Genomic DNA, 21,125 nt, shown 5'->3' with positions numbered 1-21,125 from the left:
AATGAAAAATCCTCGCCAACTAGCATTTATCGCCCTCCGCGAAGTCCACCGACGCGGCGCATTCGCAGACGTGGCCCTCGATCGCACCCTCCGCAACTCCGAACTCAGCGAACTCGATCGCAGACTCCTCACAGAAATAGTCTATGGTAGCGTCAGAAGAATGCGATCGCTCGATTTTCTTATCGACCAACTCGCCAAAAAACCTGCCTCCCAACAACCTCCAGACCTTCGCACAATTTTACACATCGGTTTATATCAACTCCAATATCTCACCCACATCCCCCCATCCGCCGCCGTTAATACCACCGTTCAACTAACAAAAGAAAACGGATTTTCAGGCCTTAGTAGCTTTGTTAATGGCCTCTTGCGACAATATACCAGAATTACCCCCCCAACCCCCCCTTATGAAGGGGGGGCTAAGAGTATTGCTTACGAAGGAGATGCTAAGAGTATTGCTTATGGAAGGGGGGGCTAAGAGTATTGCTTATGAAGGAAATGCTAAGAGTATTTCTTATGAAGGAGATGCTAAGAGTGAGGATAAAACTAATACTACCCCCCCAAAATAAAACAACCCCCCCCCTTACCAAGGGGGGGCAGGGGGGGGTTAATTCAATCCTAAAACTACCCGAAAATCCCATCGAACGCTTAGGAATTATCCACAGTTTCCCCGACTGGCTAATACAATTCTGGCTAGAACAAATCGGCGAAACCGAAACAGAAAAGCTCTGTCAATGGTTCAATCAATCCCCCACAATTGACCTCCGAATTAATCCCCTTCGTACCACCATTGACGAAGTAGAAAATGCCTTAAAATCTCATAATATAGCAGTTAATCGCATCCCCTATTTACCCCAAGCTTTAAGATTAAATGGCAGCATCGGCGCAATTTACAACCTACCAGGATATAACGAAGGTTGGTGGACAATTCAAGACAGCAGCGCTCAATTAGTCACCCATTTACTCGACCCCCAACCAGGGGAAACTATCATTGATGCCTGCGCCGCACCCGGTGGAAAAACCACCCACATCGCCGAATTAATGCAGGATAAAGGCACAATCATAGCCTGCGACAAAACCGAAAGCCGACTCAAAAAACTAAAACAAAATGCCGAAAGACTGCAGCTTAACTCTATTGAAATTCACACAGGAGATAGCCGCAACTTTCCTAACTTGATTAACAGTGCCGATCGCGTCTTACTAGATGCCCCTTGTTCAGGATTGGGAACCCTCCACCGCCGCGCTGATGCCCGCTGGCATCACACAGAAAAAAATATCGAAGAACTCTCAATACTGCAATCACAATTATTAGCAAATGTCGCTACTTTTGTCAAGCCCGGAGGCAAATTAGTTTATGCAACCTGCACAATTCACCCCTTAGAAAACGAAAACATTATTGAATCATTTTTAACCAACAATCCTGACTGGCAAACAGAACCAATAATACTCGATTTACCCATAGAACCCACAGCCGAGGGATGGCTCAAAGTCTGGCCGCAAAGACAACAAATGGATGGTTTCTTTATAGCCACCCTAAAAAAATCATCATCGCCTTATATAGCTAGGGACTAGGGTTTAGGGGCTACGCATAGGTGTCAACTTAAGCAGAAAGCCCGCCAGGGGTTTTAACCCCTGTCGGATTCAGGGTTTGACCTTAAGTTGACACCAATGGGGGCTACGATCATCAGTTAATTATAATTCTCAACAGGTTCTTGATAAGCTGGCTCTTGATAACTCTCTGGTTCTTGATAACTACCTGGATCTTGATAAGTAGCAGAATCGTGGGAACTACCCCCAGGATTATAAGGAGAAATAGAATCGTCATCATTCTTAATCATCCCATAAACCACATTCCCAGGCTGCACGGGCTTCGCCTTAATACTCCCCTTTCTCCCCTCCAATTCCGGCAACTTCGGAAACTCCTCAATAGGCATTCCCTTCACCACCTGAGACATAAATTCCCGCCAATTATAAGCGGCTGTACTACTAGCCCCATAAGTCGGATAATTATCATCATTTCCCAGCCAAATACCCGTCACTACCTGGGGGATAAAACCAATAAACCACAGATCGCGAGCCTGTTCAGAAGTACCAGTTTTGCCAGCAACATTCCGATCCGACAAAGCCGCAGGCCCTCCCGTACCGCTTTGCACCACTCCCTGCAACATCCAAGCAATAATTGCAGCACTATTTTTATCGACAACTCGCTTAGGTTTAAAATCAGCATTGTAAATTACATCTCCTCGCTGATTAATCACCCGGCGAATCCCGTGAGCCTCGATATAATTCCCTTGCGCTGCTAGAGTGCCGTAAGCATTAGTTAACTCCAGCAAATTCACCTCCGAAGCGCCTAAAGCCAGCGAATAAGTGGGATTGAGTTTCGACTTAATCCCCATATCATGAGCTAACTTAATCGTCGGATCGAACCCAACATCAACTAACACTTTCACCGCTACCACATTCACAGAACTTGCTAGCGCGTCAGCCATCGATCGCCAACCGCTAAACCTTTTACCATAATTATTTGGTTGATACCCATCAAAAATCACCGGGCCATCTTCATAGCTGTCATAAGGCGAAAAACCAGCCGCGATCGCAGCCGTATAAACCAACCCCTTAAAAGTAGATCCGGGCTGCCGTAAAGCTTGCGTAGCACGGTTAAACTCACTTTTTTGAAAATTCGCACCCCCCACCATCGCCTTCACTTCCCCAGTGCGAGATTCAATTGAAACCAGCGCCGCTTCCTCAAATCCCTGAGCTTTACCGTCAAGTTCTACAGCATCTTTCATCACCTGCTCTGCTATTTTCTGCCACTCCAAATTTATACTCGTTTCTACAGTCAAACCTCCCGCTTCCAAAGCATCTTTAGAAACATAGCGTGGCAATTCTTTCATAATATATCTGGCAAAATAGGGAGCTTGCACTTGCAGCCGTTTTGGAGCACTTGGTTTCACCGCCAGAGGTTGTGCGATCGCATCCCGTTCTTGCGCCACTGTAATCACCTTAGCTGCCAGCATTTGCTGCAACACAATATTGCGGCGTTCCTTAGCAGCATCTGGATTCACCAGAGGCGAATATTCACTTGGCGCAGGAGGTAAACCCGCCAAAGTCGCCATCTCTGCCAAAGTCAATTCATTCACCGGCTTACTGAAATAAACCCAGGCTGCATCCGCCACCCCATAAGCACCAGAACCCAAATAAACCAGATTCAAATAGCGCTCTAAAACTTGATCTTTATTCAATTCCCGCTCAATTTTCTGAGCCAAAAGCGCCTCGCGCACCTTCCGCAACAAACTACGTTCTTGGTTGAGGAAAACAATCCGCGCTAACTGCTGCGTAATCGTACTTCCACCCTGTACTAAATCCCTCGCCATGATATTAGAAGCGATCGCCCGAAAAATCCCTTGATAATCAACCCCCCCATGTTCATAAAAACGCCGATCTTCAATCGCAATAAAAGCCTTAATTAACTGTTCGGGAATCTCCCTCAGTTGCAGCTTTTCCCTAGTTGCAGGCCCACTTTGCAGCAAAATCGTTCCATCAGCCGCCTTAATACTCAAAGTCCCATCGCGAGTAAAAGCCGACATATCAGCAATATTCGGCAAAGCTTGCTCTAAAGTACGTAGACTCCACCAGACATAGCCCAGAGCACTACCGCCAACAGTAACTACACCTACTCCTACCCAAAATATAGGGCGGCGGTAAAGATTTTTCTTGCCACTACTCGTCAGAGGAGGAAATTTGGCATCAAACCAAGCCCGAATCTTCCTCAAGCCCGACCAATCTCGCTTAACTATATCAACCTTATTTGCGTCAGATGGCTGATTCTCTGTCTCAAGTGCAGCACCTTCGGCTGTCAGCGGTTCAGCATTAACTGGCACACCTTGCTGTAATTCTTGACCCGTCGGCGGTGTAGGCACTGCCCCTTCCGTTATAGCTTGGTTGAGTCCGTCGCCATCGGTAGCAGGCGACCAATTTTCATCAAAACTCGCCCCTACAGCATTGCTGCCTTGGCTTGCCGGATCTTGCATATTTGATAAAGATTCTGCCACGTTAGACTTTTAAACCACCTGTTAATTTTAGAACGAAGAAGGAAGAAGGGGTTAGGGACTAGGGGTTAGGGACTAGGGGTTAGGGACTAGGGGAAGAGGGAACAGGGAAAAAGAATTAATTATTTAGGAGAGAAGGAAAGGGAATTATGAGCGAGTTATAAACGTGACTTGTAACTCAAAACTCTTCCCTAATCCTGAGCATCCTAGTCCCTAGCCCCTTCTTCTAGCCCCTTCTTCCCCCCTAGACCCCTGCGTGGCCTAGTGCTAAGGCAGCCACAAGCATACCTAATACTAGGAAAGGCTGGGCACTTGCTTGATATTTAACATCATTTTCCAGAGGATTGCGTAGAAAATACATATCTTGGAAAGTGATTTGGGGAATCACCAACAACACGAGGAGGACAGCATAGAGATTCTGGTGGATGCTAATCAAGTATGCCGCAATTCCCAATTGAAAGATGTCGATCGCGCACACGCAAATCCAAGCCGCCTTATCCACACCAAACATCACAGGCAAGGATTGTAACCCCAATTGGCGATCGCCTTCTACACTCTTAAAATCATTAACAATCGCAATTCCCAACCCTGCCATACTGTAAAACAGGGTCAAAATCATAATCGTTGCATCCAGTTTGCCAAACAAAGCTTGTCCCGCCCACCAAGGTAAAGCAATGTAGCTAGAACCCAAGGCATAATTCCCCAACCACCCATTCTGCTTAAGTTTCAGCGGTGGTGCCGAGTAAATATAAGCGATAAAAGCGCCGCCGAGAGTTAAAAGAACCACGATCGGAAACTTATGACCGGCCCACAAATCAAGGGCGATGGAAATGCCGATCCCACCTAGCAGCAATACAAAAATTTGAGTGACGACTTGCGGAATCGAGATCGCACCGGAGGGAATAGGACGGTAGGGTTCGTTAATGGCATCGATTTCGCGATCGTAGAAATCGTTAAGGGTTTGGGTATATCCTGTCATCAATGGGCCTGAGAGCAACATACAAGCCGCTGCTACTAACACATTTTCCAGCGTCCAAGTGTAGTTACCAGAAGAAGCCGCCCCACACACAACTCCCCAAATTAGAGGAATCCAAGTAATCGGCTTCATCAGTTGCAAGCGAATTTTCCAGATAGAAGTTTCGCCCGGTGCAGCCCCTTTCATGCCCAACATTTGCCGAGTTTTGGCGGTGCGGCTATCTGTTTGGGTAGCACTGATGGGTGTTGGCTCTGGAGTAGACTGGGAAGGAGGAGAATCAGACATAGTTTTATGTTGACGGTGCTATCTTGTAGCTCTACGTTGCAATAATATTTCTGATAGGATACCATTGATATTCATAGATATACTTAATTTTTAACCGCACAGCGACGCAGATAATTACTAATTGCTAATTCTTAATAAAGATCGGGCCGGAATGGCAGAGTTACAGATATCTATCGTAAACTGTCTTGGCAATTGCTATAAAATAATTTAATTTTGTTCGGTTATCTCCTGAACGTTTCCATCGGGCAGAAAGTTAGAATCTAACACCTCAATAGAAGTGTAAGGACATAATTGGGGAAATACTTCTATCGGCAATCTAGTTTCAGCACTTGCCTGTTTAACCGCAGCCGCATAGCACTTATCAAATATCTCTTCTAAATATGGTTTCAGGCTAGGAGAATCTTCCAAATCGTCCTGAATGCGCCGCCGATGTTCTACGATGCTACCTTCCCAGCTACCGCTTCTCAACTCTGGCTGAAATTGCCACTTGAGCAAGTGCATAATGACTACAATAATATTGCTTTTGAGGCTCTTGCGTTCGCTTCTTCCCATGCTTTCTATTTCCTCAATCAGGTTTTCCCAATCAACGTTTGAGAAATCCTGCGATCGCAACTTTTCTACTGTTGTTTCAATCCATTTCAAGTAGTCTGCCTCATATAAGCTCTGTCTGTCAATTCCTATTTCTGTCACCATAACGTTCACTCCCAATGTTTACAATTATGTTTCTCTGATTTACAATTATATTTCTATCATAAATATGGAAAATTTTGTCCATAAAAATCTATTTATAGCTCTCCTAGTTTAATTCTCTTCATTTATTTCCTCAACTTTTTCATCGGGCAGAAAGTTAGAATCTAACACCTCAATAGAAGTGTAAGGACATAGTTGGGGAAATACTTCTATCGCTAATCCAGTCTCAGCACTTGCCTGTTCAACTGCATCCCAATAACATTCCGCAAATACCTCTTCTAAATATGGTTTGAGACTGGGAGAATCCTTTAAATCGTCGCGAATTCGCCTGCGATGTTCGACAATGCTGCTTTTCCAGCTACGACTTCTTAACTCTGGTTGAAATTGCCACTTGAGCAAGTGCATGATAACTACAATAAGATTGCTCTTAAAACTCTTGCGCTCACTCCGCCCCATGCTTTCTATTTCCTCAATCAAATTTTCCCAGTCAACGTTTGAGAAATCCTGCGATCGCAACTTTTCTACTGTTGTTTCAATCCACTTCAAGTAATCCAATTCATATAAACTTTGTCTGTCAATCCCTAGTTCCATTACCATATTTTTTACCTAAGTTTATGTTAATATCATTTACACACTTTCTACCAAAAACTAGGGCTTTAGATTGCTTTGTAAGACTCGCAATGACACAATTAAGTTTAAGTTGTTTTTGCCTAAGTCTGGTTAATTTATTGAGCATTTTCATCTGGCAGAAAGTTAGAATCTAAAACCTCAATAGAGGTATAAGGGCATAATTGGGGAAATACTTCCAGAGGCAATCCAGTTTCAATACTTGCTCCTTGAACTGCATTTGAATAACATTTAGCAAATACCTCTTCTAGATAGGGTTTGAGACTAGGGGAATCTTCTATATCCTCATGAATGCGCCTGCGATGTTCAAAAATGCTACTCTTCCAGCTACGACTTCTTAATTCAGGCTGAAATTGCCACTTTAACAAGTGAATTAATATCACAATGAGATTGCTCTTGAAGCTCTTGCGCTCACTCCGCCCCATGCTTTCTATTTCCTCAATCAAGTTTTCCCAGTCAACGTTTGAGAAATCTTGCGATCGCAACTTCTCTAATGTTGTTTCAATCCACTTCAAGTAATCCGCTTCATATAAACTTTGTTTGTTAATTCCTATTTCCGTCACCATATTTTTACCTGAGTTTATGTTAATATTATTTACACACTTTCCACCAAAAACTAGGGTTTTAGATTGCTTCGTAAGACTCGCAATGACACAATTAAGTTTAAGTTGTTTTTGCCTAAGTCTGGTTAATTTATTGAGCATTGTCATCTGGTAGAAAGTTAGAATCTAACACCTCAATAGAAGTATAAAGGCATAATTTGGGTAATACTTCCAGAGGCAATCCAGTTTCAATACTTGCACTTTCAACGGCATTGGAATAGCATTTAGCAAATATATCTTCTAGATAAGGTTTGAGACTGGGGGAATCTTCTAGAGCGTTGCGAATGCGCCTGCGATGTTCAAAAATGCTACTTTTCCAGCTACGGGTTCTTAACTCTGGCTGAAATTGCCACTTGAGTAAGTGCATAATAACGATAATAAGATTACTTTCTAAACTCCTGCGTTCGCTTCTACCCATGCTTTCTATTTCTTCAATCAAGTTTTCCCAGTCAACGTTTGAGTAATCCTGCGATCGCAACTTTTCTACTGTTGTTTCAATCCATTTCAAGTAGTCCGTCTCATATAAGTTTTGTCTATCAATTTCTAGTTTTGTCACCATAACGGCTTCCTCTTAAAGTTCTCACCTAAAACATCTTAAATAAATGACTCTCTCGCCGAGTGGGGGCGGGTTTTTTAGTCTTTCTGTACTGTGTAAAGCTACTGGCGAACCCGCCCCTACAGGTTTTTGAGGATGGTGCAAGATGTAACTTAAAATGAAATAATCAAGTAACTATTCTGAAACTTAGCACCAGTTACGGATTTTCCAGTTAATGCGGGAGGTAGGAGAATATTTCGTCGCTGATCTCCGGCATCAATAGTAACTTCCGGCCCTGACTGCGTAAGTTTGATTTGTTTTTTGTCAAATCCCGGCAAAAATAAACTAACTTGACGGTCAGCAACGTTGATGGTAATCGGTTTTGGTGCTTCACTGGCCTTACTAAAATCTGGTAAAGCATCCATTAATTGCTGCCAGTTATTATTACCCGCTACAGGGATTGATACTGCTGTCAAAGGGGCAAATTCGGCGGCAATAGTCTCTGTAACTGCTGATTGATTAAGGATAACACCGCCAACTGTAAGACCGACTTGTTGAGAACTACCCCAGAGATAACGGGCCGTTGCGATCGCACTTTCCTCCCCATTCGTCACCAAATAAGCTGCCACTCGATTCGGATCTGCGATCGCCCCTCTACCCTGATCTAAAATATTATTAACTTGTTGTGCTGGTTGGGCAAAATTATCGCCCGACCAATCAACATTAAGAACAGTGCTAACTACGGGTTGCACAAAGGGGGATAGAGATTTACCTAAATCTGAGTCTGCAAAAACTTGGCGGAAGCGACGGATGTACCAACTCAAAATTTCCGCCATTCCCAGCATCCGCAATTCCTCAAGACCACCGCTGCCATCGTAGACAATAACATCGTACTGTCCCGAAGCATCGTACTCCCGCAGAGCATCGAGTGCTAAAGCGCTGTCCATTCCTGGCAATATGCCTAATTCTTGCCCGTAAACCTGTTTAAAGAAAGGAGTGCGGAGATATTGAGCTTCCAGAGTCTTCAGTTCCTCCCACCTCTTCTCTAGCAGCAGTGTGCTTTGAAACTGCACTGCTTTGAGGTTAGGGGCTATTTCCTGGGGTTCTCCACTCACAGTAGCACGTAGCATAATCCCTAGAGCTGGCCCCGGTTCTTGACCAGCTAGCAGGACTCGCTTACCAGAGGCGGCAAACTTTTTCGCCGCTGCGATCGCGATCGTGGTTCTACCTGTACCGCCTTTGCCCAAAAATGTCAAAATCAAAGCCATTTTCTGTTCCCGATGCCAATAGCCTACAATTCAGCCCAACCCTCTGTCAGCGATCGCAGTCATTCCCTCTACTAGAGAACAACTTGACCGTTGCAGTTTTATCAGTTCAGCGTTCTTGACTATGTTAGCGGCCAGTTAGCCTCAGTGCCATCTCAACACAGAAGGAGATCGGAAAATAATAGTGATGAGCTATGAGATTGCTTGATTCAAAAGCAATCTCATAAGCAATCTTATAAGAACTCCAGCCCCTATACTAAATAGGTTCTAGCTCATCTTCAAAGAACCACGTCGCAAAGTTAGCGTCATCAAACTTGACAACTACGCCTACTCCGCTGCCGTCAACCATTCTGAAACCATCAACTGTGCCAACTGGATTTTGCTTCAACTTACCGATGATATTTGCAGGTACCCGGTCTCTAAGACGGCGCACCTTGACTCTCTGACCTACTTCTATAGACACTTAAATGTTCTCCTCTCATCAACCAATCCACAGTTTATCTGATTTGGGGGTTGGGCGATCGCAGCAAGGAAGTGCAGAATTAACAATGAAAAGAGCGATCGCGAAGCAATCTCAAAACTCTTTAATCCCAATCATCAGGTAGGTTATGTTAGCTAAAAGAATTTTGCCCTGTTTGGACGTAAAAGCTGGTCGCGTGGTCAAAGGTATCAACTTTATCGATCTTAAGGATGCTGGCGATCCAGTAGAACTAGCCCAAGTCTATAATGAGGCGGGTGCTGATGAGTTGGTGTTTCTAGACATTACTGCGACCCACGAAGACAGAGATATTATCGTTGATGTGGTCTATCGCACGGCGGAAAGGGTGTTTATCCCGTTGACGGTAGGTGGGGGTATCCAAAACTTAGAAACAATTAAAAATTTGTTAAGAGCCGGTGCTGATAAGGTCAGTATCAACTCAGCGGCGGTACGCGACCCCGATTTTATCAATCGCGCTAGTTCGCGGTTTGGGAATCAGTGTATTGTAGTGGCGATCGATGCTCGGCGGCGGGTCGATCCCGACAATCCGGGATGGGATGTTTATGTGCGGGGTGGTCGTGAAAATACGGGAAAAGATGCGATCGCCTGGGCTAAGGAAGTTGAACAACGCGGCGCTGGCGAACTTTTGGTAACAAGTATGGATGCTGACGGCACTAAGGCTGGTTACGATTTAGAATTGACCCGCACTATCGCTGAAATTGTCGAAATTCCGGTGATTGCTTCTGGAGGGGCCGGCAACTGCCAACACATTTACGAAGCTGTAACCACAGGTTCGGCCCAAGCCGCGCTATTGGCTTCCCTGCTGCATTTCGGCGAACTCAGTGTCGCTGAAATTAAGAGTTATCTAGCTAAGCACGAAGTACCAGTGCGAACCATCTAAACCAACTGTAAGAAGGAGGCAGGAGGCAGAAGGCAGAAGGCAGAAGGAAATCTCCCCCATCTCCCCCATCTCCCCCATCTCCCCTGTCTCCCCCATCTCCTCGCTCTTTCCAAGTCAAAGGCCTGCCTGCTTCCCCAAGCATTTCTAAGATATTGGCTGGCTCCTAGTTCAGTAGCTGAGGATGACGCTGAAGTAATATCAAGAGTCTGTGAGCGATCGCTTGCCCTTATCTTGAATGTTAATAGGGGGGTTTGTGTCGCTCTATAGTTCATTGCCGCTAAGTCTGCTGCTGGCAAAGTAGGCGCGATCGCATAGTTGCCTGGGTACTGTATTTAAAACGATCGCCCCCGAAAATATTTGCTAAGTTAGGAAAAGCTATTTCATTGGGATTATTCTGAGTATGTTAAGACCCAACGCACGGTTGCGGTATCCCAAGGCTAACTGATACTGATCCTAGGTCACTTCCTAGATAACGGGCAGGCTGCTTGATTTCTGGGGTAAGTAATTTCTCTACTGCAACTGAGCATCGGCTACCATTACTCGCTTCTATTCGCTTCTACTGGCGATAGCCCCGTAAAGATTGCCCGCCCCCAATCACAAACTGCTGGGATGGTAACAGGCTATTGGCTGAGAGTTGCAAATCTGCCGTGTAAAATCAGCAGATGATTTTCATTGAGCCTTTGTACCCGTTGCACCTGACCTAGCCGAGCTAAAAAATAGCCCATCAGGAACCGGAGATTCATTGACAGCTAGCATCGAATAAACCAGTACCAATGCTGAATTGCGATCGCAGAGCCCAAGCCAGCCAGCGAGGATCTGTCGACGAATGTAGACTTTTTCGAGATTGACTAGCGCTGGTAGTAGTAGCCCCGGATTCGCTACAGCTTCCTCCCCTGGGCCCAAACCAAAGGGAAAGGGATCGCCGGCGAGATAAGTGCAGACCCCTCTGATAAGTAAAACGCGAGAGATACAGCAAACTCCGTGTATCGGCGATCGCAATAACGGCTGGTTACTACGTATTTTCAACTACGGTAGTGAGTGGGCTTCAGCCAACGCCTACGTCATGATCCCTAAATGCTTAACCCTAGAATTATCTGTATTGACTATCCCACCTAAGTAATTTCACTGAATCTTTCATCGCATTTACTGCACCGCTTTTTTTAAAGTTTCTGTAACAGAGTTGTAAAATTTATACTAGAGAAATACACTACTTTCCTTGCTTTAGTGTATGGGTGCATATACTTTCAGGATTCCTACGATCCTGGGGGCTTTCAAACCAAATTTGTCCCTTGATTCTACACTAGGATGTGAATAATTATCAATACTGAAGTTAGCTTGAAAAGGGTTAGCTTCGATGACGCGGACGATCAGGATACTTTCGCCTTCCTTCTCGCCGGCTCGCAGGCTTGCTTCTACATTGTCAAACAAAGGATCGACACGCAGCAGCCGGAGTTGATCTTCCAGCTTGGCGGTACTCAGGGGTCGTCCGGCCCCTAACCGAATGCGGCTGCGGACGTAGGATGGATTTAAGCGTTTGGTTCCTTCGACTTCAATTTTGGCCAGCTTTCCTTCGATTACCTGAATTTGGACGTTACCATTGGTGATGGTTTGAGGTGGGACAACGGCTCTGGAGGTGATGTAGCCGCGATCGAGGTAAATAGTGGTAATTTTATCTGCGGCTTCCCTAAGTTGTTCTAGGGTAACGGAACGCCCTTCTAGGGGCTTAACGATCGCCTCAATGTCTTCGCGACTTAAGATTGTGCTGCCAACGACCTCGATTTTCTGCACTGGAATGGGTACATTCGGCAGTTCTGGCTGTGGTGAGGGGGTGGGTTGGGGTTCTACTTGCGGTGGTGCTTGGGGCGGTTCTGGGGTTGGTTCTGGGGGCGGTTGGAGGAAGCGATCGCGATTGGGATCGGGATTTAGATCGGCAGGATTGAGATCGGAAGGTAGATTTTGTGGAGTTTGGGGTGTCTGGGCGAGAAAGTTACAAGTTGGTTGTTGGCAAGTTGCAGGTGGGGTGGAGGGGGAAGAGAAGTTATGAGTTGTCAGTTGTGAGTTGTGAGTTAAAAATTCCCTATCTGGTTGAGGAGATAGGGTGGATATCAACTCATGGGAGTGGGAAATCCCACTAGCGCGATCGCCAGGAGTAGGAACAGATGTATTCAATTCACTAGAAATCTGCTGTAGGTAGCCCCAAGAAGTTCTGAAGCTTGGTTTTTTCTGGGGTTCAGATTCAGAATCTAGATTGCTTTGGGGAGGATCTAGTTTTAGGGCAGGATCGGGGAGAGATAAGGAAGTCAAACTGGATAATTTAGATTCCGAGTTAGTCTGCTTTGCCTCTAAATCATTCAATACTTTTACTAATTTTTCAGCTTCGGCGCTGCTTTCCTTTTGTGCTTCTGGCTTGCTAAAGTCTGTTGCTACTCCGTCCTTTTCTGCCTTTTGACCTGGCTCGACAACCGTATCCCATGCCCCGTTTCCCGTATTTACTTGGTTTGAGGTGAGGGTTGGCTTGAGTGAAATGTCCAGAGTTTGGGAGAGAGCGTCGTTGCCCCAAAAGCAAGCGATCAGGACTGCACTGGGAATTGAGACTCCACACCGAAACATGACAAGACTTGCACTCCAGGGCATAAAATATTTGCTCTTTAATTAATTTGTTGGCTACTTTACCATGAGAGTTTATCTTATTAGAATTCAGGATTTAGAAGCAGGAGCCAGCAGTCAAGAGTCAGAATCAAGAATAATTCAGCAGCTAGAATTTAGAATTCAGAATAATTTATGCTGACGGATGTATTCTGAATTCGTAGTTTTGACAAATGTATTCCAAATTCTATTGGCAATTAATGGCAGGATCTCACCCGCTGAAAACTGCAATTAGCCGCTCGTTAGACTAAGGCAGAAGCCAGGCAAAATTCTCCCGTCACTCCCTCTCGCTTGCTTGTTGTTCCCTCATTCCCTTTTCTGCCTGCCCCCTGTGTCCCTGGATTAATTTGTGGGAATCAATTGAATCTGCACCAATGGTTGTTGGGCTATTTTTTCTAGCTCAACTGCGCTCAAAAGTTCAGTCCACTTGACTGTTAGTGCTGAATCAGCGGGCTGAGAACGACGCAGATCCGCTAAGGTAGTAATATATTCGTACCATAAGGATTCTTTGGCGTAAATGTTAAGGCGATCGCGTTCCGATCCAACCCCATCTAACTGAGATTTCAGGCCTGCCGTCATTTCGACGCGGTTGATCCAGCCAGAAACTACAATATCTGCCTCGCTATCATTAGGGTTGCACTTAATAGTAAAGTACCAATGGTAGTTTTTGCCAACCTCTAAGGAAGCTGCGTTAGCAGTAGGAAGAGTAACGCTAACAATGCCAGGGGCCTTAGCGATCATCCTGAAGCTAGTTTTGTAAACGGTCTTATCAGCTTCATCAGCCAGCTCAAACTCAACTATTTTGTCGAGGGTGGCGGGCACGTAGTAAAAGAATGTTGGATTCGCTGATATCGTTCGCCCCATCGTTGATTTGGGAATCAATGCAGTGGTGCTAGTGGGGCATTCTGGCCCGCGAGTGCCACCACCTTCCCGACGACCAGGGACTCCCCGATCTGGCGGTTCAAAAGCGTTCCAACTCGCATCTGGTCGCTGAGTGCTCGCGGAGTTTTCATTGGGGATGGTGGGTTCGACGGTTTGCCAGTTATCTGGTATCTGTTGGGTAGATGCGCGATCGCCTGTTTCTGCCAATATATTTGCTGCCATTGCTTCTTTTGGGAAGCTAGAGGTAGCAACTATGTCTAGAGACAGAGCTAAAGAAAGAAATGCGATGTGTAGAGGAGCCTTTGTCCAAGCCATGATGAACCAGCCTTCAGGTGAACCTAGCAACTTTGTTAGACGGCTTCATTGTATCTAATGTTCCGCCCGATCTAGTAACCTCTTGTACTTAATTTATATCTTTTGGTAGATAGGATTGATTTTATCGCTCAAAGCCAGTATCAGATTCACCCTCTCGCCGTTGAATGCTAGCCTAACTCTCAAGGAGGCCGACAACTAGGCGTGCGCTGGCACGGTGCAGTGATGCTTGTTGATTTTCACAGGCCGATCGGTTTGATTTTCACACTACCCACACTCATATTTATCATGCACCTAAATTCACCCGCTCTCTCAGATCAAGGGCTTTCACGGCTGCGGACGGTCAGGCCGATAGGAGTCTTGGCAATACATGGTATCGCGTTTTTAGGGGATGAACTCTTTGGTCTTGATAAACCAGGGGGACTGCTGGTTTCGATTGACCCTGAAACTGATAATACGACTGTGTTAAATCCCTGTCGCGTGGATAAGTTTGTGGATGCTACTGGTTTGGCTATTTGGGAAGATAGCCTCTGGTTTGTCCGGGATGACAGCGTGTACGTCTGTCCCGGGGCAATTCGTGACGGTTCTATTGCTGAAATCGAACCTCAGCATTTTGTTTCGCTTCCTTACTCTGCCGATGGGGTTGCAGTTTGGAATTCTACTGTTTATGTGACTTGTCAAAAAGCAGGTTGCATTATTGTTTTTAACCGCACTAATCGCAAAGAGATTACTCGGTTTTACTCGCCCGGTATCGGGGTTGAGAATATTACGGTGCGGGGTGAGGAACTTTGGGTTTGCGATGCGACGGAACAAACGGTTTACTGTTTGGAACGAGGGACTGGAGAAGTTCGCTTTAATGTGTTAACACCATTTGAGTCGCCTACAGCTTTAGCTTTTCACACAGATGCTGCTACTGGGAAAGAAGTTCTTTATGTTGCTTATGCTGGGGAGGAACTTTACATCCGGGACGATCCAAATTCGGAAGATCCTTATCAGTTGACGAAGCGCGATCGCACTTTTATTCATCCTTTGCATTTTCATTACAATGAACGCGATCGCTATGCTTTATCTAATGGTTTTCTGATGGAGATGTCTTATGTGGAGGAACTTGCTCCTCTGGATGAGGTACACATAGATAATCTGGAATGGCGGATTGCGATGCCGTCAGATACTCATCGCCAAAAGGTGCGGCAAATTTCACCGATCGGTATGCCTTTTACTGAAGAAATTCAGGATGGAGAACGAGTAGCGGTGTTTAAGTTTGACCCGCTACGGGCACATGAACGGCGAATTTTTGGCTGGAAAGCTCTACTGGAAGTCAGGAGTATTAAATATGAAATTACTCCCCGCGATGTGGAAAAAGCTCCCGCCTTAACGCCTGAATTTCAAGCTAAATATTTGGTGGATGATGACAGTTTAGCGATGGATTCGGATATTGTGCGTGCTGCTGCTAAGGAGGCAATTGGAACAGAAACAAATATACTCCGAAAATTGCTGAGCATTCGTAATTATGTTTATGATTGCCTTTCTTACAGTATCAGACCGCACATTGATACACCTGATGTTGTACTCCGGCGGGGCACTGGTTCCTGCGGGGAGTATGTGGGCGTGTTGTTAGCTTTGGCTAGGTTAAATGGGATTGCTTGTCGCACTATTGGCCGCTATAAATGTCCGGCTTTTGCTGACAGGAAGGGTGTACCTTTGTCGCCGGATTTTAATCATGTTTGGCTGGAGTTTTATATCCCCGGTTTTGGCTGGGTACCGATGGAGTCTAATCCTGATGATATTCAAGAGCGCGGCCCCTATCCTTTACGATTTTTTATGGGTTTGGCTTGGTATCATGTGGAAATCGGTAAAGGGATTCGGTTTCAAAGTCTCAAAAGTGGGGGACTTCCTTTGAATAAGGAAGAAGTTTCGGTGGGAACCTTGGCGATTAATCACGTTAGGTTTACAATTTTGTCAGAGTTACCAGCTAATTGAAGTGTTAACGGTTAACGGTTAACTGTTAACCATTGAATGTAAAATTTAAGGAGGAATAATGGAGTTCTCGGCTGTTAATTTGCTGGTTTGGGTGGCTTTTGTGCTGTTGGTTGTTGTTACTGGCGGTGTTCTTTATCTGACGGCGCTTGAGTGGCGCGATCGCAGAGTGCAAGATAACATTAAGCGCAAACGCTAGCTAGTATAGCTAGGGGCTAGGGGCTAGGGGCTAGGGGAAGAAGGGAAGAAGAGAAGAAGGGGCTATATTTGTTGAAAAATCAAATGTATTGTAATATTTGATTTGTTTGTGGTAGGCAATCTCTGTACAGATTGCCTTTTTTATACTGATTGAAATTTTGCATTCCGATCTCACAAAAACTGATGAACCGAATATTTCGCTTGATAATTATTGTTCTCCTGGCCTTGAGTGCCACTCTCTCTATCCTATTTCAGGCAATGCCATCAGCATCAATTCCAAAATCAGCGATTGAGGTTACAAATCCCCTAGAAGTTGCTCAGAATATTGATTTTGGACGGCACTTTCAAGAATTAGGAGTTGAAGGTTCAATTCTGATCTATGACTCCAAAAACGATCGGGTATTTCAACATAATCCCGAACGGAATGCAAGAGCATTTTCACCTGCATCAACCTTTAAAATTATCAACTCCTTAATTGCTTTAGAAACTGGGGCAATTTCAAATGAAATATCGGTGCTAACTTGGGATGGAATTCAAAGAGATATTCCTGAATGGAACCGAGACTTGAATATGAAAGAAGCATTCAAAGTGTCTGCGGTTTGGTTTTACCAAGTTCTAGCTCGTCGAGCTGGTTACGAACAAATGCAAAAATGGGTGAATAATGTAGGATATGGCAACCAAAAAATTGGGAATAAAGATGATATTGATAAATTTTGGTTGCAAGGAGAACTGAGAATCACACCTCAAGAGCAAATTCAGTTTCTCCGCCGTCTTTACAATAATGAATTACCTTTCTCCAAACGAACAGTCTCTATTGTCAAAGACATTATGATTATGGAAAAAACTCCAGATTATACAATCAGAAGTAAAACTGGTTGGGCTGGTTTTGGAGAGAACGTAACAGTGCAAATCGGATGGATAGTTGGTTACTTGGAGAAAGGAGATAATGTTTACTTTTTTGCCACTAACATTGATATTCGTAACCAGAAAGATTCATCTGCTCGTATGGAGGTAACTCGTCGTTGTTTCAAAGATATGGGAGTGCTTTAGATCTCCGTAACGCCGCCTTATAGGCGGTGATTTGACCGCCTATAAGGCGGCGTTACGGAGAAGAGGAGAGTTGAGTAATAATGGGAGAGACAAGCTTAATTAGCGATCGGCACATTCTGAAATGCCTGAGTTTGAGGAACGTAAATGTCGATCGCACTTACCTCTTCAGGTACGCGCAACCACACATAGGCATCTGCGGAAGCGCCGGGTTTGAGCTCTCCTAACAAAACTTGTCCGGTTGATTGTTCTGAGTCTAATGATTTGTAAACTTGGGTAGTTTGGCGATCGCGAGCAGTGGTATCGCCAATGCTAATGCTCTCCTTAAATGCGCGATCGTCCGTCAAGCGCCGAATACGCATTTGCACATTCACCACATCCCGCTGATCTGTTTCTGGATCTTGAATCCGCTTAACTGAAAGTAATTCAATTTTGGCCTTATTCCCGTAAGCGTTGCTAGCAAACTTGTCTAGTTTAATTCCCTGGCTATTACTGGCAAATTTAACGCTCTTGCTGGGTACAACCTGTCTTACTGGTTCAGGAGGCGTTTTGCTTAAAGAACTAGCTGAACTCGTCCCTAAATTAGAGTTGGCGATCGCGATATTTCTAAATGGTGCTGCATTCGGAACAAAGATGTCGATCGCATTCATCCCTGAAGGTACTTTTAGCACGACATAAGCGTTCTTTCTTTCCTCTGGACGCATTTCTGACAAAGAAATCGGGTTTGAGGCTTCCTGAAAAGGATCGACTGCTGTGTATGTTTCGCTAGTAATGGGATTGCGACCTTCTATAGCACCTGGATCGATAATATCGCTCGCTCCGACATTATTCTCCGCCACTCGATCGATCCGCATTTCTACAGTCACTTCGTCAGGTTTACCTTCTAACCGATAGACGGAAAGTATCTTGATTTGTGCTTTACCTCCAAAAGCAGGCTGGACGGAAGAATTGAGCTGATTTTGGACAGCAGGCGATGGATTTGATTGAGTAATTGCATCGCTATTTTTGACCTGAGTTTGAGAGTATGACGAGTCATTTGCCTGATTAGATTCAAACTTTTGATATAGGGATAATCCAACGCCTGCTAAACCCAAGGTTGTCAGTACGCTTGCCACCAGAATCCCCAGATTTGTACTCATACTGTCGCGCTGGCGCAATCTTGTGGATGTAGCTGGTCTGTTTAAAGTTTGTTCTTGGATCTTCATGGTTATTTCTCCCAGAACTATATTAACTGCTTAGTCAAAAATTGTGCTTAATCGATCTAATTTTACTTAATATTACCCACTATAAATTCTGTCTGAGGAGCGAGATTCTTAATCTTAACTCTCAATCTAAAGACGTGAATTAATTTTCAGTTTATTCAAAATTTATTTAAATTATTATTTTCTTCAATATCTTCCCAGCCAAATGCAAGTTATTCTGTACGCAAAGGGCATCTCATTTTCTACCCATGAACTTAAAATGCCACTTGCACAAACCGATCGTAGGACTTACGCATCAAAACTGAATGCGGCCAAGACAGGGGCGCTACTAGCCTTGTTGCCTAAGTCCTATTAAAACATATTTGCTGTGTCGTTTCAAACTACTGCCCACTAATTATTCAAAGTCACACTTATGGTAAGATTTTACCTGTGAAAAACTCCGATTTGAGGTTGATTGACATCTATGTGCTTCTCTGTTGTTTTGTATTTGCTGAGGACTGTCTTAATAGTATTACGCAGTTCTAAATCGGTTGCCGGCTTGCTGATAAATGCTGCTGCTCCCATTGTCAAGCAATAAAGGCGAGTAATTTCTTGTATGGCAGATGAATATACTATTACTGGAATCTTTACTGATTGATTGAAAAGAGTTTCCAGCACTTCAAAACCATCTTTTTCTGGCATCTCAATGTCAAGAATAATACAATCAGGATGATAAGCGCTAATCATCTCTAAGCATTCTCTACCATTGCTAGCTTCTAATGTGCGATAATTATCTGCTCTCATGGCGTGCCGAGTTAGATCGCGCCAATTCTGCCGATCGTCGGCAATTAGAATTAAGCTCACTTTCCTGCTCCTTCAAAATTCAGAATTTATGTTGCCAAGTTTACTTGTGTACTTATACTTACAGGGGGTAATACCCTACAATCATAGTAAACTTATTTTATCTAAGCTCCCTCAACCTTTAGGCTGAGATGTAATTAAGCTTCTGGCGCAAATATAACTAGGATATGAAAGGAATTGGGATTAGTTTGTTACTGGTAATCATCGGATGGCCGCTGACGGCGGTTGCTCAAAGACAAGCTGCTGAGAATATTTGTCCTGCTCAGTTAGGTGTAGCGGTGGATGCGATCGCCAATCGCGCTCAATTTCGTCGCTCTCGCTGGGGGATGGTGATTCAAACTTTATCTACGGCGACAACTCTCTACAGTCGAGATGCTCAGCAATATTTCATACCTGCTTCCAATGTAAAATTGTTGACAACGGCGGCGGCTTTGCAAAAACTCGGCCCTCAATTTCGGATAAGAACTTCTGTTTATGGCGATCAAAATCGACGTTTATACATTGTAGGAAGAGGCGATCCGAGCATTACGGAAACTCAATTAAAAGATTTAGCGAAACAGTTAAAACAGCGGGGAGTTAATCAAGTTAGCGAGTTGATCGCTGATGATAGTTATTTTCCCGGAGATTCAGTAAATCGGAATTGGGAATGGGAAGACGTGCAAGCCGGCTACGGAGCACCAATTAATAGTTTAATTTTCAATGAAAATGCGATAAAATTAGTGTTATCACCACAATCTATCGGTCAACCGCTGCGAGTTACCTTTGCCGATGTAACACAGGCAAATCAGTGGCGAATTGAGAATAATTCTGTGACTGTGGGAAAGGATGAATCGGAGTTTGTGGAAGTTGGGAGAGATTTCTGGCAACCGATAATTCGAGTTAGGGGAAATTTGAGATTCGGTTCTGAGTCTGAATTTGCTTATGTGTCGGTTGTCAATCCCGCTAATAATTTTCTTCAACGCTTTCGCCAGGTACTTAATGCTGAGGGAATTACTGTTAAGCAGGCGTTAGTTGCATCTAATTTTTCGCCACAAACTCAAGAATTAGCAGCAGTTGAATCTCCACTATTGGCGGATTTAGTGAGGGAGACTAATCAGGAAAGCGTTAATATTTATGCTGAGGTGTTAGTAAGATTACTGGGTAAAATTGCACCTTTACCCCGAAAAGATCGAGTTGGATTTGGTTTGCCAGAGCTAGCAGCAGCATTAACTCAATTAGGTGTTAATCCTGATGGTTATGTATTAGCTGATGGTTCTGGTTTATCTCGTCAGAATTTAGTTAGTCCAGAGGCTTTGGTGCAAACTTTGAGATTGATGGCTAATTCGCCAGTAAAATCTATTTATCGTGATTCTTTGCCAGTTGCAGGTACAAGCGGTACATTAAAGAATCGTTTTAATAATACATCAGCGCAAGGAATTGTCCGCGCCAAAACAGGAACTTTAACTGGTGTTTCTGCCTTGTCTGGATATGTAGAAGTTGCGAATTTTGAGCCGTTGGCTTTTAGTATTATTGTCAACCAATCTGATTTGTCTGCGGGAGATTTACGGGAAGCAATAGATGAGATTGTGTTGGTATTAACTAGGTTAAAGAGATGTTGAGTAAGTAAATCAACCTAA

The 21,125-nt window shown here is 44.4% G+C and carries 19 protein-coding genes and 1 pseudogene; 7 read left to right on the top strand and 13 right to left on the bottom strand.

Translation table 11 applies throughout. From position 1 onward, the window contains the following. Position 1 precedes the first annotated feature (1 nt). A pseudogene (locus OSCI_RS18765) lies at positions 2-1,569 on the top strand (16S rRNA (cytosine(967)-C(5))-methyltransferase). A 116-nt stretch (positions 1,570-1,685) separates the two neighbouring features. On the opposite strand, the gene OSCI_RS18760 reads toward OSCI_RS18765, so the two are convergent. The 8 genes from OSCI_RS18760 to OSCI_RS18725 all read right to left on the bottom strand — a co-directional run bounded on the left by OSCI_RS18760 (position 1,686) and on the right by OSCI_RS18725 (position 9,489). After that, positions 1,686-4,049 carry a transglycosylase domain-containing protein gene (locus OSCI_RS18760; RefSeq protein ID WP_007356667.1) on the bottom strand — a complete coding sequence of 788 codons (2,364 nt, stop codon included), beginning with the start codon at positions 4,047-4,049 and terminating at the stop codon, positions 1,686-1,688. 241 nt (positions 4,050-4,290) lie between these two features. After that, on the bottom strand, positions 4,291-5,307 hold the full coding sequence (gene chlG / locus OSCI_RS18755; protein ID WP_007356666.1) for a chlorophyll synthase ChlG: 1,017 nt from the start codon (positions 5,305-5,307) through the stop codon (positions 4,291-4,293). 207 nt (positions 5,308-5,514) lie between these two features. Beyond that, positions 5,515-6,000 carry a DUF29 domain-containing protein gene (locus OSCI_RS18750; RefSeq protein ID WP_007356665.1) on the bottom strand — a complete coding sequence of 162 codons (486 nt, stop codon included), beginning with the start codon at positions 5,998-6,000 and terminating at the stop codon, positions 5,515-5,517. 108 nt (positions 6,001-6,108) lie between these two features. Continuing rightward, the gene (locus OSCI_RS18745; protein ID WP_007356664.1) at positions 6,109-6,594 is read right to left on the bottom strand and encodes a DUF29 domain-containing protein; all 486 of its coding nucleotides are present in this window, start codon (positions 6,592-6,594) and stop codon (positions 6,109-6,111) included. A gap of 128 nt (positions 6,595-6,722) precedes the next feature. After that, the gene (locus OSCI_RS18740) at positions 6,723-7,190 is read right to left on the bottom strand and encodes a DUF29 domain-containing protein (RefSeq protein ID WP_007356663.1); all 468 of its coding nucleotides are present in this window, start codon (positions 7,188-7,190) and stop codon (positions 6,723-6,725) included. A gap of 127 nt (positions 7,191-7,317) precedes the next feature. Then, positions 7,318-7,785: a DUF29 domain-containing protein gene (locus OSCI_RS18735; protein WP_007356662.1), complete on the bottom strand. Its 468-nt coding sequence runs from the start codon at positions 7,783-7,785 to the stop codon at positions 7,318-7,320. Between the two features lie 149 nt (positions 7,786-7,934). After that, positions 7,935-9,029: an ArsA family ATPase gene (locus OSCI_RS18730; RefSeq protein ID WP_007356660.1), complete on the bottom strand. Its 1,095-nt coding sequence runs from the start codon at positions 9,027-9,029 to the stop codon at positions 7,935-7,937. A gap of 253 nt (positions 9,030-9,282) precedes the next feature. Then, positions 9,283-9,489 (bottom strand): DUF2862 domain-containing protein, encoded by a 207-nt coding sequence (locus OSCI_RS18725; RefSeq protein ID WP_007356659.1) that lies wholly within the window; start codon positions 9,487-9,489, stop codon positions 9,283-9,285. Positions 9,490-9,493: 4 nt separating this feature from the next. On the opposite strand from OSCI_RS18725, the gene OSCI_RS31620 reads away from it, so the two are divergent. Next, positions 9,494-9,631, top strand: coding sequence for a hypothetical protein (locus tag OSCI_RS31620; RefSeq protein ID WP_155523366.1), 138 nt, complete (start codon positions 9,494-9,496; stop codon positions 9,629-9,631). A 3-nt stretch (positions 9,632-9,634) separates the two neighbouring features. Continuing rightward, positions 9,635-10,405, top strand: a complete 771-nt coding sequence (hisF, locus tag OSCI_RS18720; protein WP_007356658.1) for an imidazole glycerol phosphate synthase subunit HisF — start codon at positions 9,635-9,637, stop codon at positions 10,403-10,405. A 669-nt stretch (positions 10,406-11,074) separates the two neighbouring features. On the opposite strand, the gene OSCI_RS18710 is transcribed toward hisF, so the two are convergent. The 3 genes from OSCI_RS18710 to OSCI_RS18700 all read right to left on the bottom strand — a co-directional run bounded on the left by OSCI_RS18710 (position 11,075) and on the right by OSCI_RS18700 (position 14,248). Continuing rightward, positions 11,075-11,431: a hypothetical protein gene (locus OSCI_RS18710; RefSeq protein WP_157135579.1), complete on the bottom strand. Its 357-nt coding sequence runs from the start codon at positions 11,429-11,431 to the stop codon at positions 11,075-11,077. Positions 11,432-11,626: 195 nt separating this feature from the next. Continuing rightward, entirely contained in the window at positions 11,627-13,039 is a 1,413-nt protein-coding gene (locus OSCI_RS27950; RefSeq protein WP_007356656.1) for a ShlB/FhaC/HecB family hemolysin secretion/activation protein, read from the bottom strand. 354 nt (positions 13,040-13,393) lie between these two features. Continuing rightward, a complete protein-coding gene (locus OSCI_RS18700) occupies positions 13,394-14,248 on the bottom strand; it encodes a DUF928 domain-containing protein (RefSeq protein WP_007356655.1) in 855 nt (284 codons plus the stop codon). Positions 14,249-14,533: 285 nt separating this feature from the next. Here OSCI_RS18700 and OSCI_RS18695 point away from each other — a divergent pair, with 285 nt between their 5' ends. From OSCI_RS18695 to blaOXA, 3 genes are all read left to right on the top strand, one after another. Beyond that, positions 14,534-16,225 (top strand): transglutaminase-like domain-containing protein, encoded by a 1,692-nt coding sequence (locus OSCI_RS18695; RefSeq protein ID WP_026103831.1) that lies wholly within the window; start codon positions 14,534-14,536, stop codon positions 16,223-16,225. A 58-nt stretch (positions 16,226-16,283) separates the two neighbouring features. Continuing rightward, positions 16,284-16,421: a hypothetical protein gene (locus OSCI_RS30835; protein ID WP_007356653.1), complete on the top strand. Its 138-nt coding sequence runs from the start codon at positions 16,284-16,286 to the stop codon at positions 16,419-16,421. A gap of 182 nt (positions 16,422-16,603) precedes the next feature. Then, on the top strand, positions 16,604-17,470 hold the full coding sequence (gene blaOXA, locus OSCI_RS18690; protein ID WP_019487717.1) for a class D beta-lactamase: 867 nt from the start codon (positions 16,604-16,606) through the stop codon (positions 17,468-17,470). 95 nt (positions 17,471-17,565) lie between these two features. Here the strand turns inward: blaOXA and OSCI_RS18685 are convergent, their stop codons facing one another. Next, entirely contained in the window at positions 17,566-18,672 is a 1,107-nt protein-coding gene (locus tag OSCI_RS18685; protein WP_007356650.1) for a hypothetical protein, read from the bottom strand. A 420-nt stretch (positions 18,673-19,092) separates the two neighbouring features. After that, a complete protein-coding gene (locus OSCI_RS18680; protein ID WP_007356649.1) occupies positions 19,093-19,512 on the bottom strand; it encodes a response regulator transcription factor in 420 nt (139 codons plus the stop codon). Between the two features lie 164 nt (positions 19,513-19,676). Here OSCI_RS18680 and dacB point away from each other — a divergent pair, with 164 nt between their 5' ends. Further along, positions 19,677-21,107 carry a D-alanyl-D-alanine carboxypeptidase/D-alanyl-D-alanine endopeptidase gene (dacB, locus tag OSCI_RS18675; RefSeq protein WP_007356648.1) on the top strand — a complete coding sequence of 477 codons (1,431 nt, stop codon included), beginning with the start codon at positions 19,677-19,679 and terminating at the stop codon, positions 21,105-21,107. Positions 21,108-21,125 lie beyond the last annotated feature (18 nt).

The sequence above is a fragment of the Kamptonema sp. PCC 6506 genome, from assembly GCF_000180455.1.
GTDB classification, from domain to species: Bacteria; Cyanobacteriota; Cyanobacteriia; order Cyanobacteriales; family Microcoleaceae; genus Kamptonema; species Kamptonema formosum.
This window is presented reverse-complemented; position numbering and strand designations above follow the sequence as displayed.

What these genes read in the sequence shown, in the direction of transcription:
- blaOXA (WP_019487717.1), top strand. Translation starts at nt 16,604, where the DNA reads ATGAACCGAATATTTCGCTTGATAATTATTGTTCTCCTGGCCTTGAGT.
- OSCI_RS31620 (WP_155523366.1), top strand. Translation starts at nt 9,494, where the DNA reads ATGTTCTCCTCTCATCAACCAATCCACAGTTTATCTGATTTGGGGGTT.
- OSCI_RS18750 (WP_007356665.1), bottom strand. Translation starts at nt 6,000, where the DNA reads ATGGTGACAGAAATAGGAATTGACAGACAGAGCTTATATGAGGCAGAC.
- OSCI_RS18695 (WP_026103831.1), top strand. Translation starts at nt 14,534, where the DNA reads ATGCACCTAAATTCACCCGCTCTCTCAGATCAAGGGCTTTCACGGCTG.
- dacB (WP_007356648.1), top strand. Translation starts at nt 19,677, where the DNA reads ATGAAAGGAATTGGGATTAGTTTGTTACTGGTAATCATCGGATGGCCG.
- OSCI_RS27950 (WP_007356656.1), bottom strand. Translation starts at nt 13,039, where the DNA reads ATGCCCTGGAGTGCAAGTCTTGTCATGTTTCGGTGTGGAGTCTCAATT.
- OSCI_RS30835 (WP_007356653.1), top strand. Translation starts at nt 16,284, where the DNA reads ATGGAGTTCTCGGCTGTTAATTTGCTGGTTTGGGTGGCTTTTGTGCTG.
- OSCI_RS18740 (WP_007356663.1), bottom strand. Translation starts at nt 7,190, where the DNA reads ATGGTGACGGAAATAGGAATTAACAAACAAAGTTTATATGAAGCGGAT.
- hisF (WP_007356658.1), top strand. Translation starts at nt 9,635, where the DNA reads ATGTTAGCTAAAAGAATTTTGCCCTGTTTGGACGTAAAAGCTGGTCGC.
- OSCI_RS18730 (WP_007356660.1), bottom strand. Translation starts at nt 9,029, where the DNA reads ATGGCTTTGATTTTGACATTTTTGGGCAAAGGCGGTACAGGTAGAACC.
- OSCI_RS18745 (WP_007356664.1), bottom strand. Translation starts at nt 6,594, where the DNA reads ATGGTAATGGAACTAGGGATTGACAGACAAAGTTTATATGAATTGGAT.
- OSCI_RS18700 (WP_007356655.1), bottom strand. Translation starts at nt 14,248, where the DNA reads ATGGCTTGGACAAAGGCTCCTCTACACATCGCATTTCTTTCTTTAGCT.
- chlG (WP_007356666.1), bottom strand. Translation starts at nt 5,307, where the DNA reads ATGTCTGATTCTCCTCCTTCCCAGTCTACTCCAGAGCCAACACCCATC.
- OSCI_RS18685 (WP_007356650.1), bottom strand. Translation starts at nt 18,672, where the DNA reads ATGAAGATCCAAGAACAAACTTTAAACAGACCAGCTACATCCACAAGA.
- OSCI_RS18735 (WP_007356662.1), bottom strand. Translation starts at nt 7,785, where the DNA reads ATGGTGACAAAACTAGAAATTGATAGACAAAACTTATATGAGACGGAC.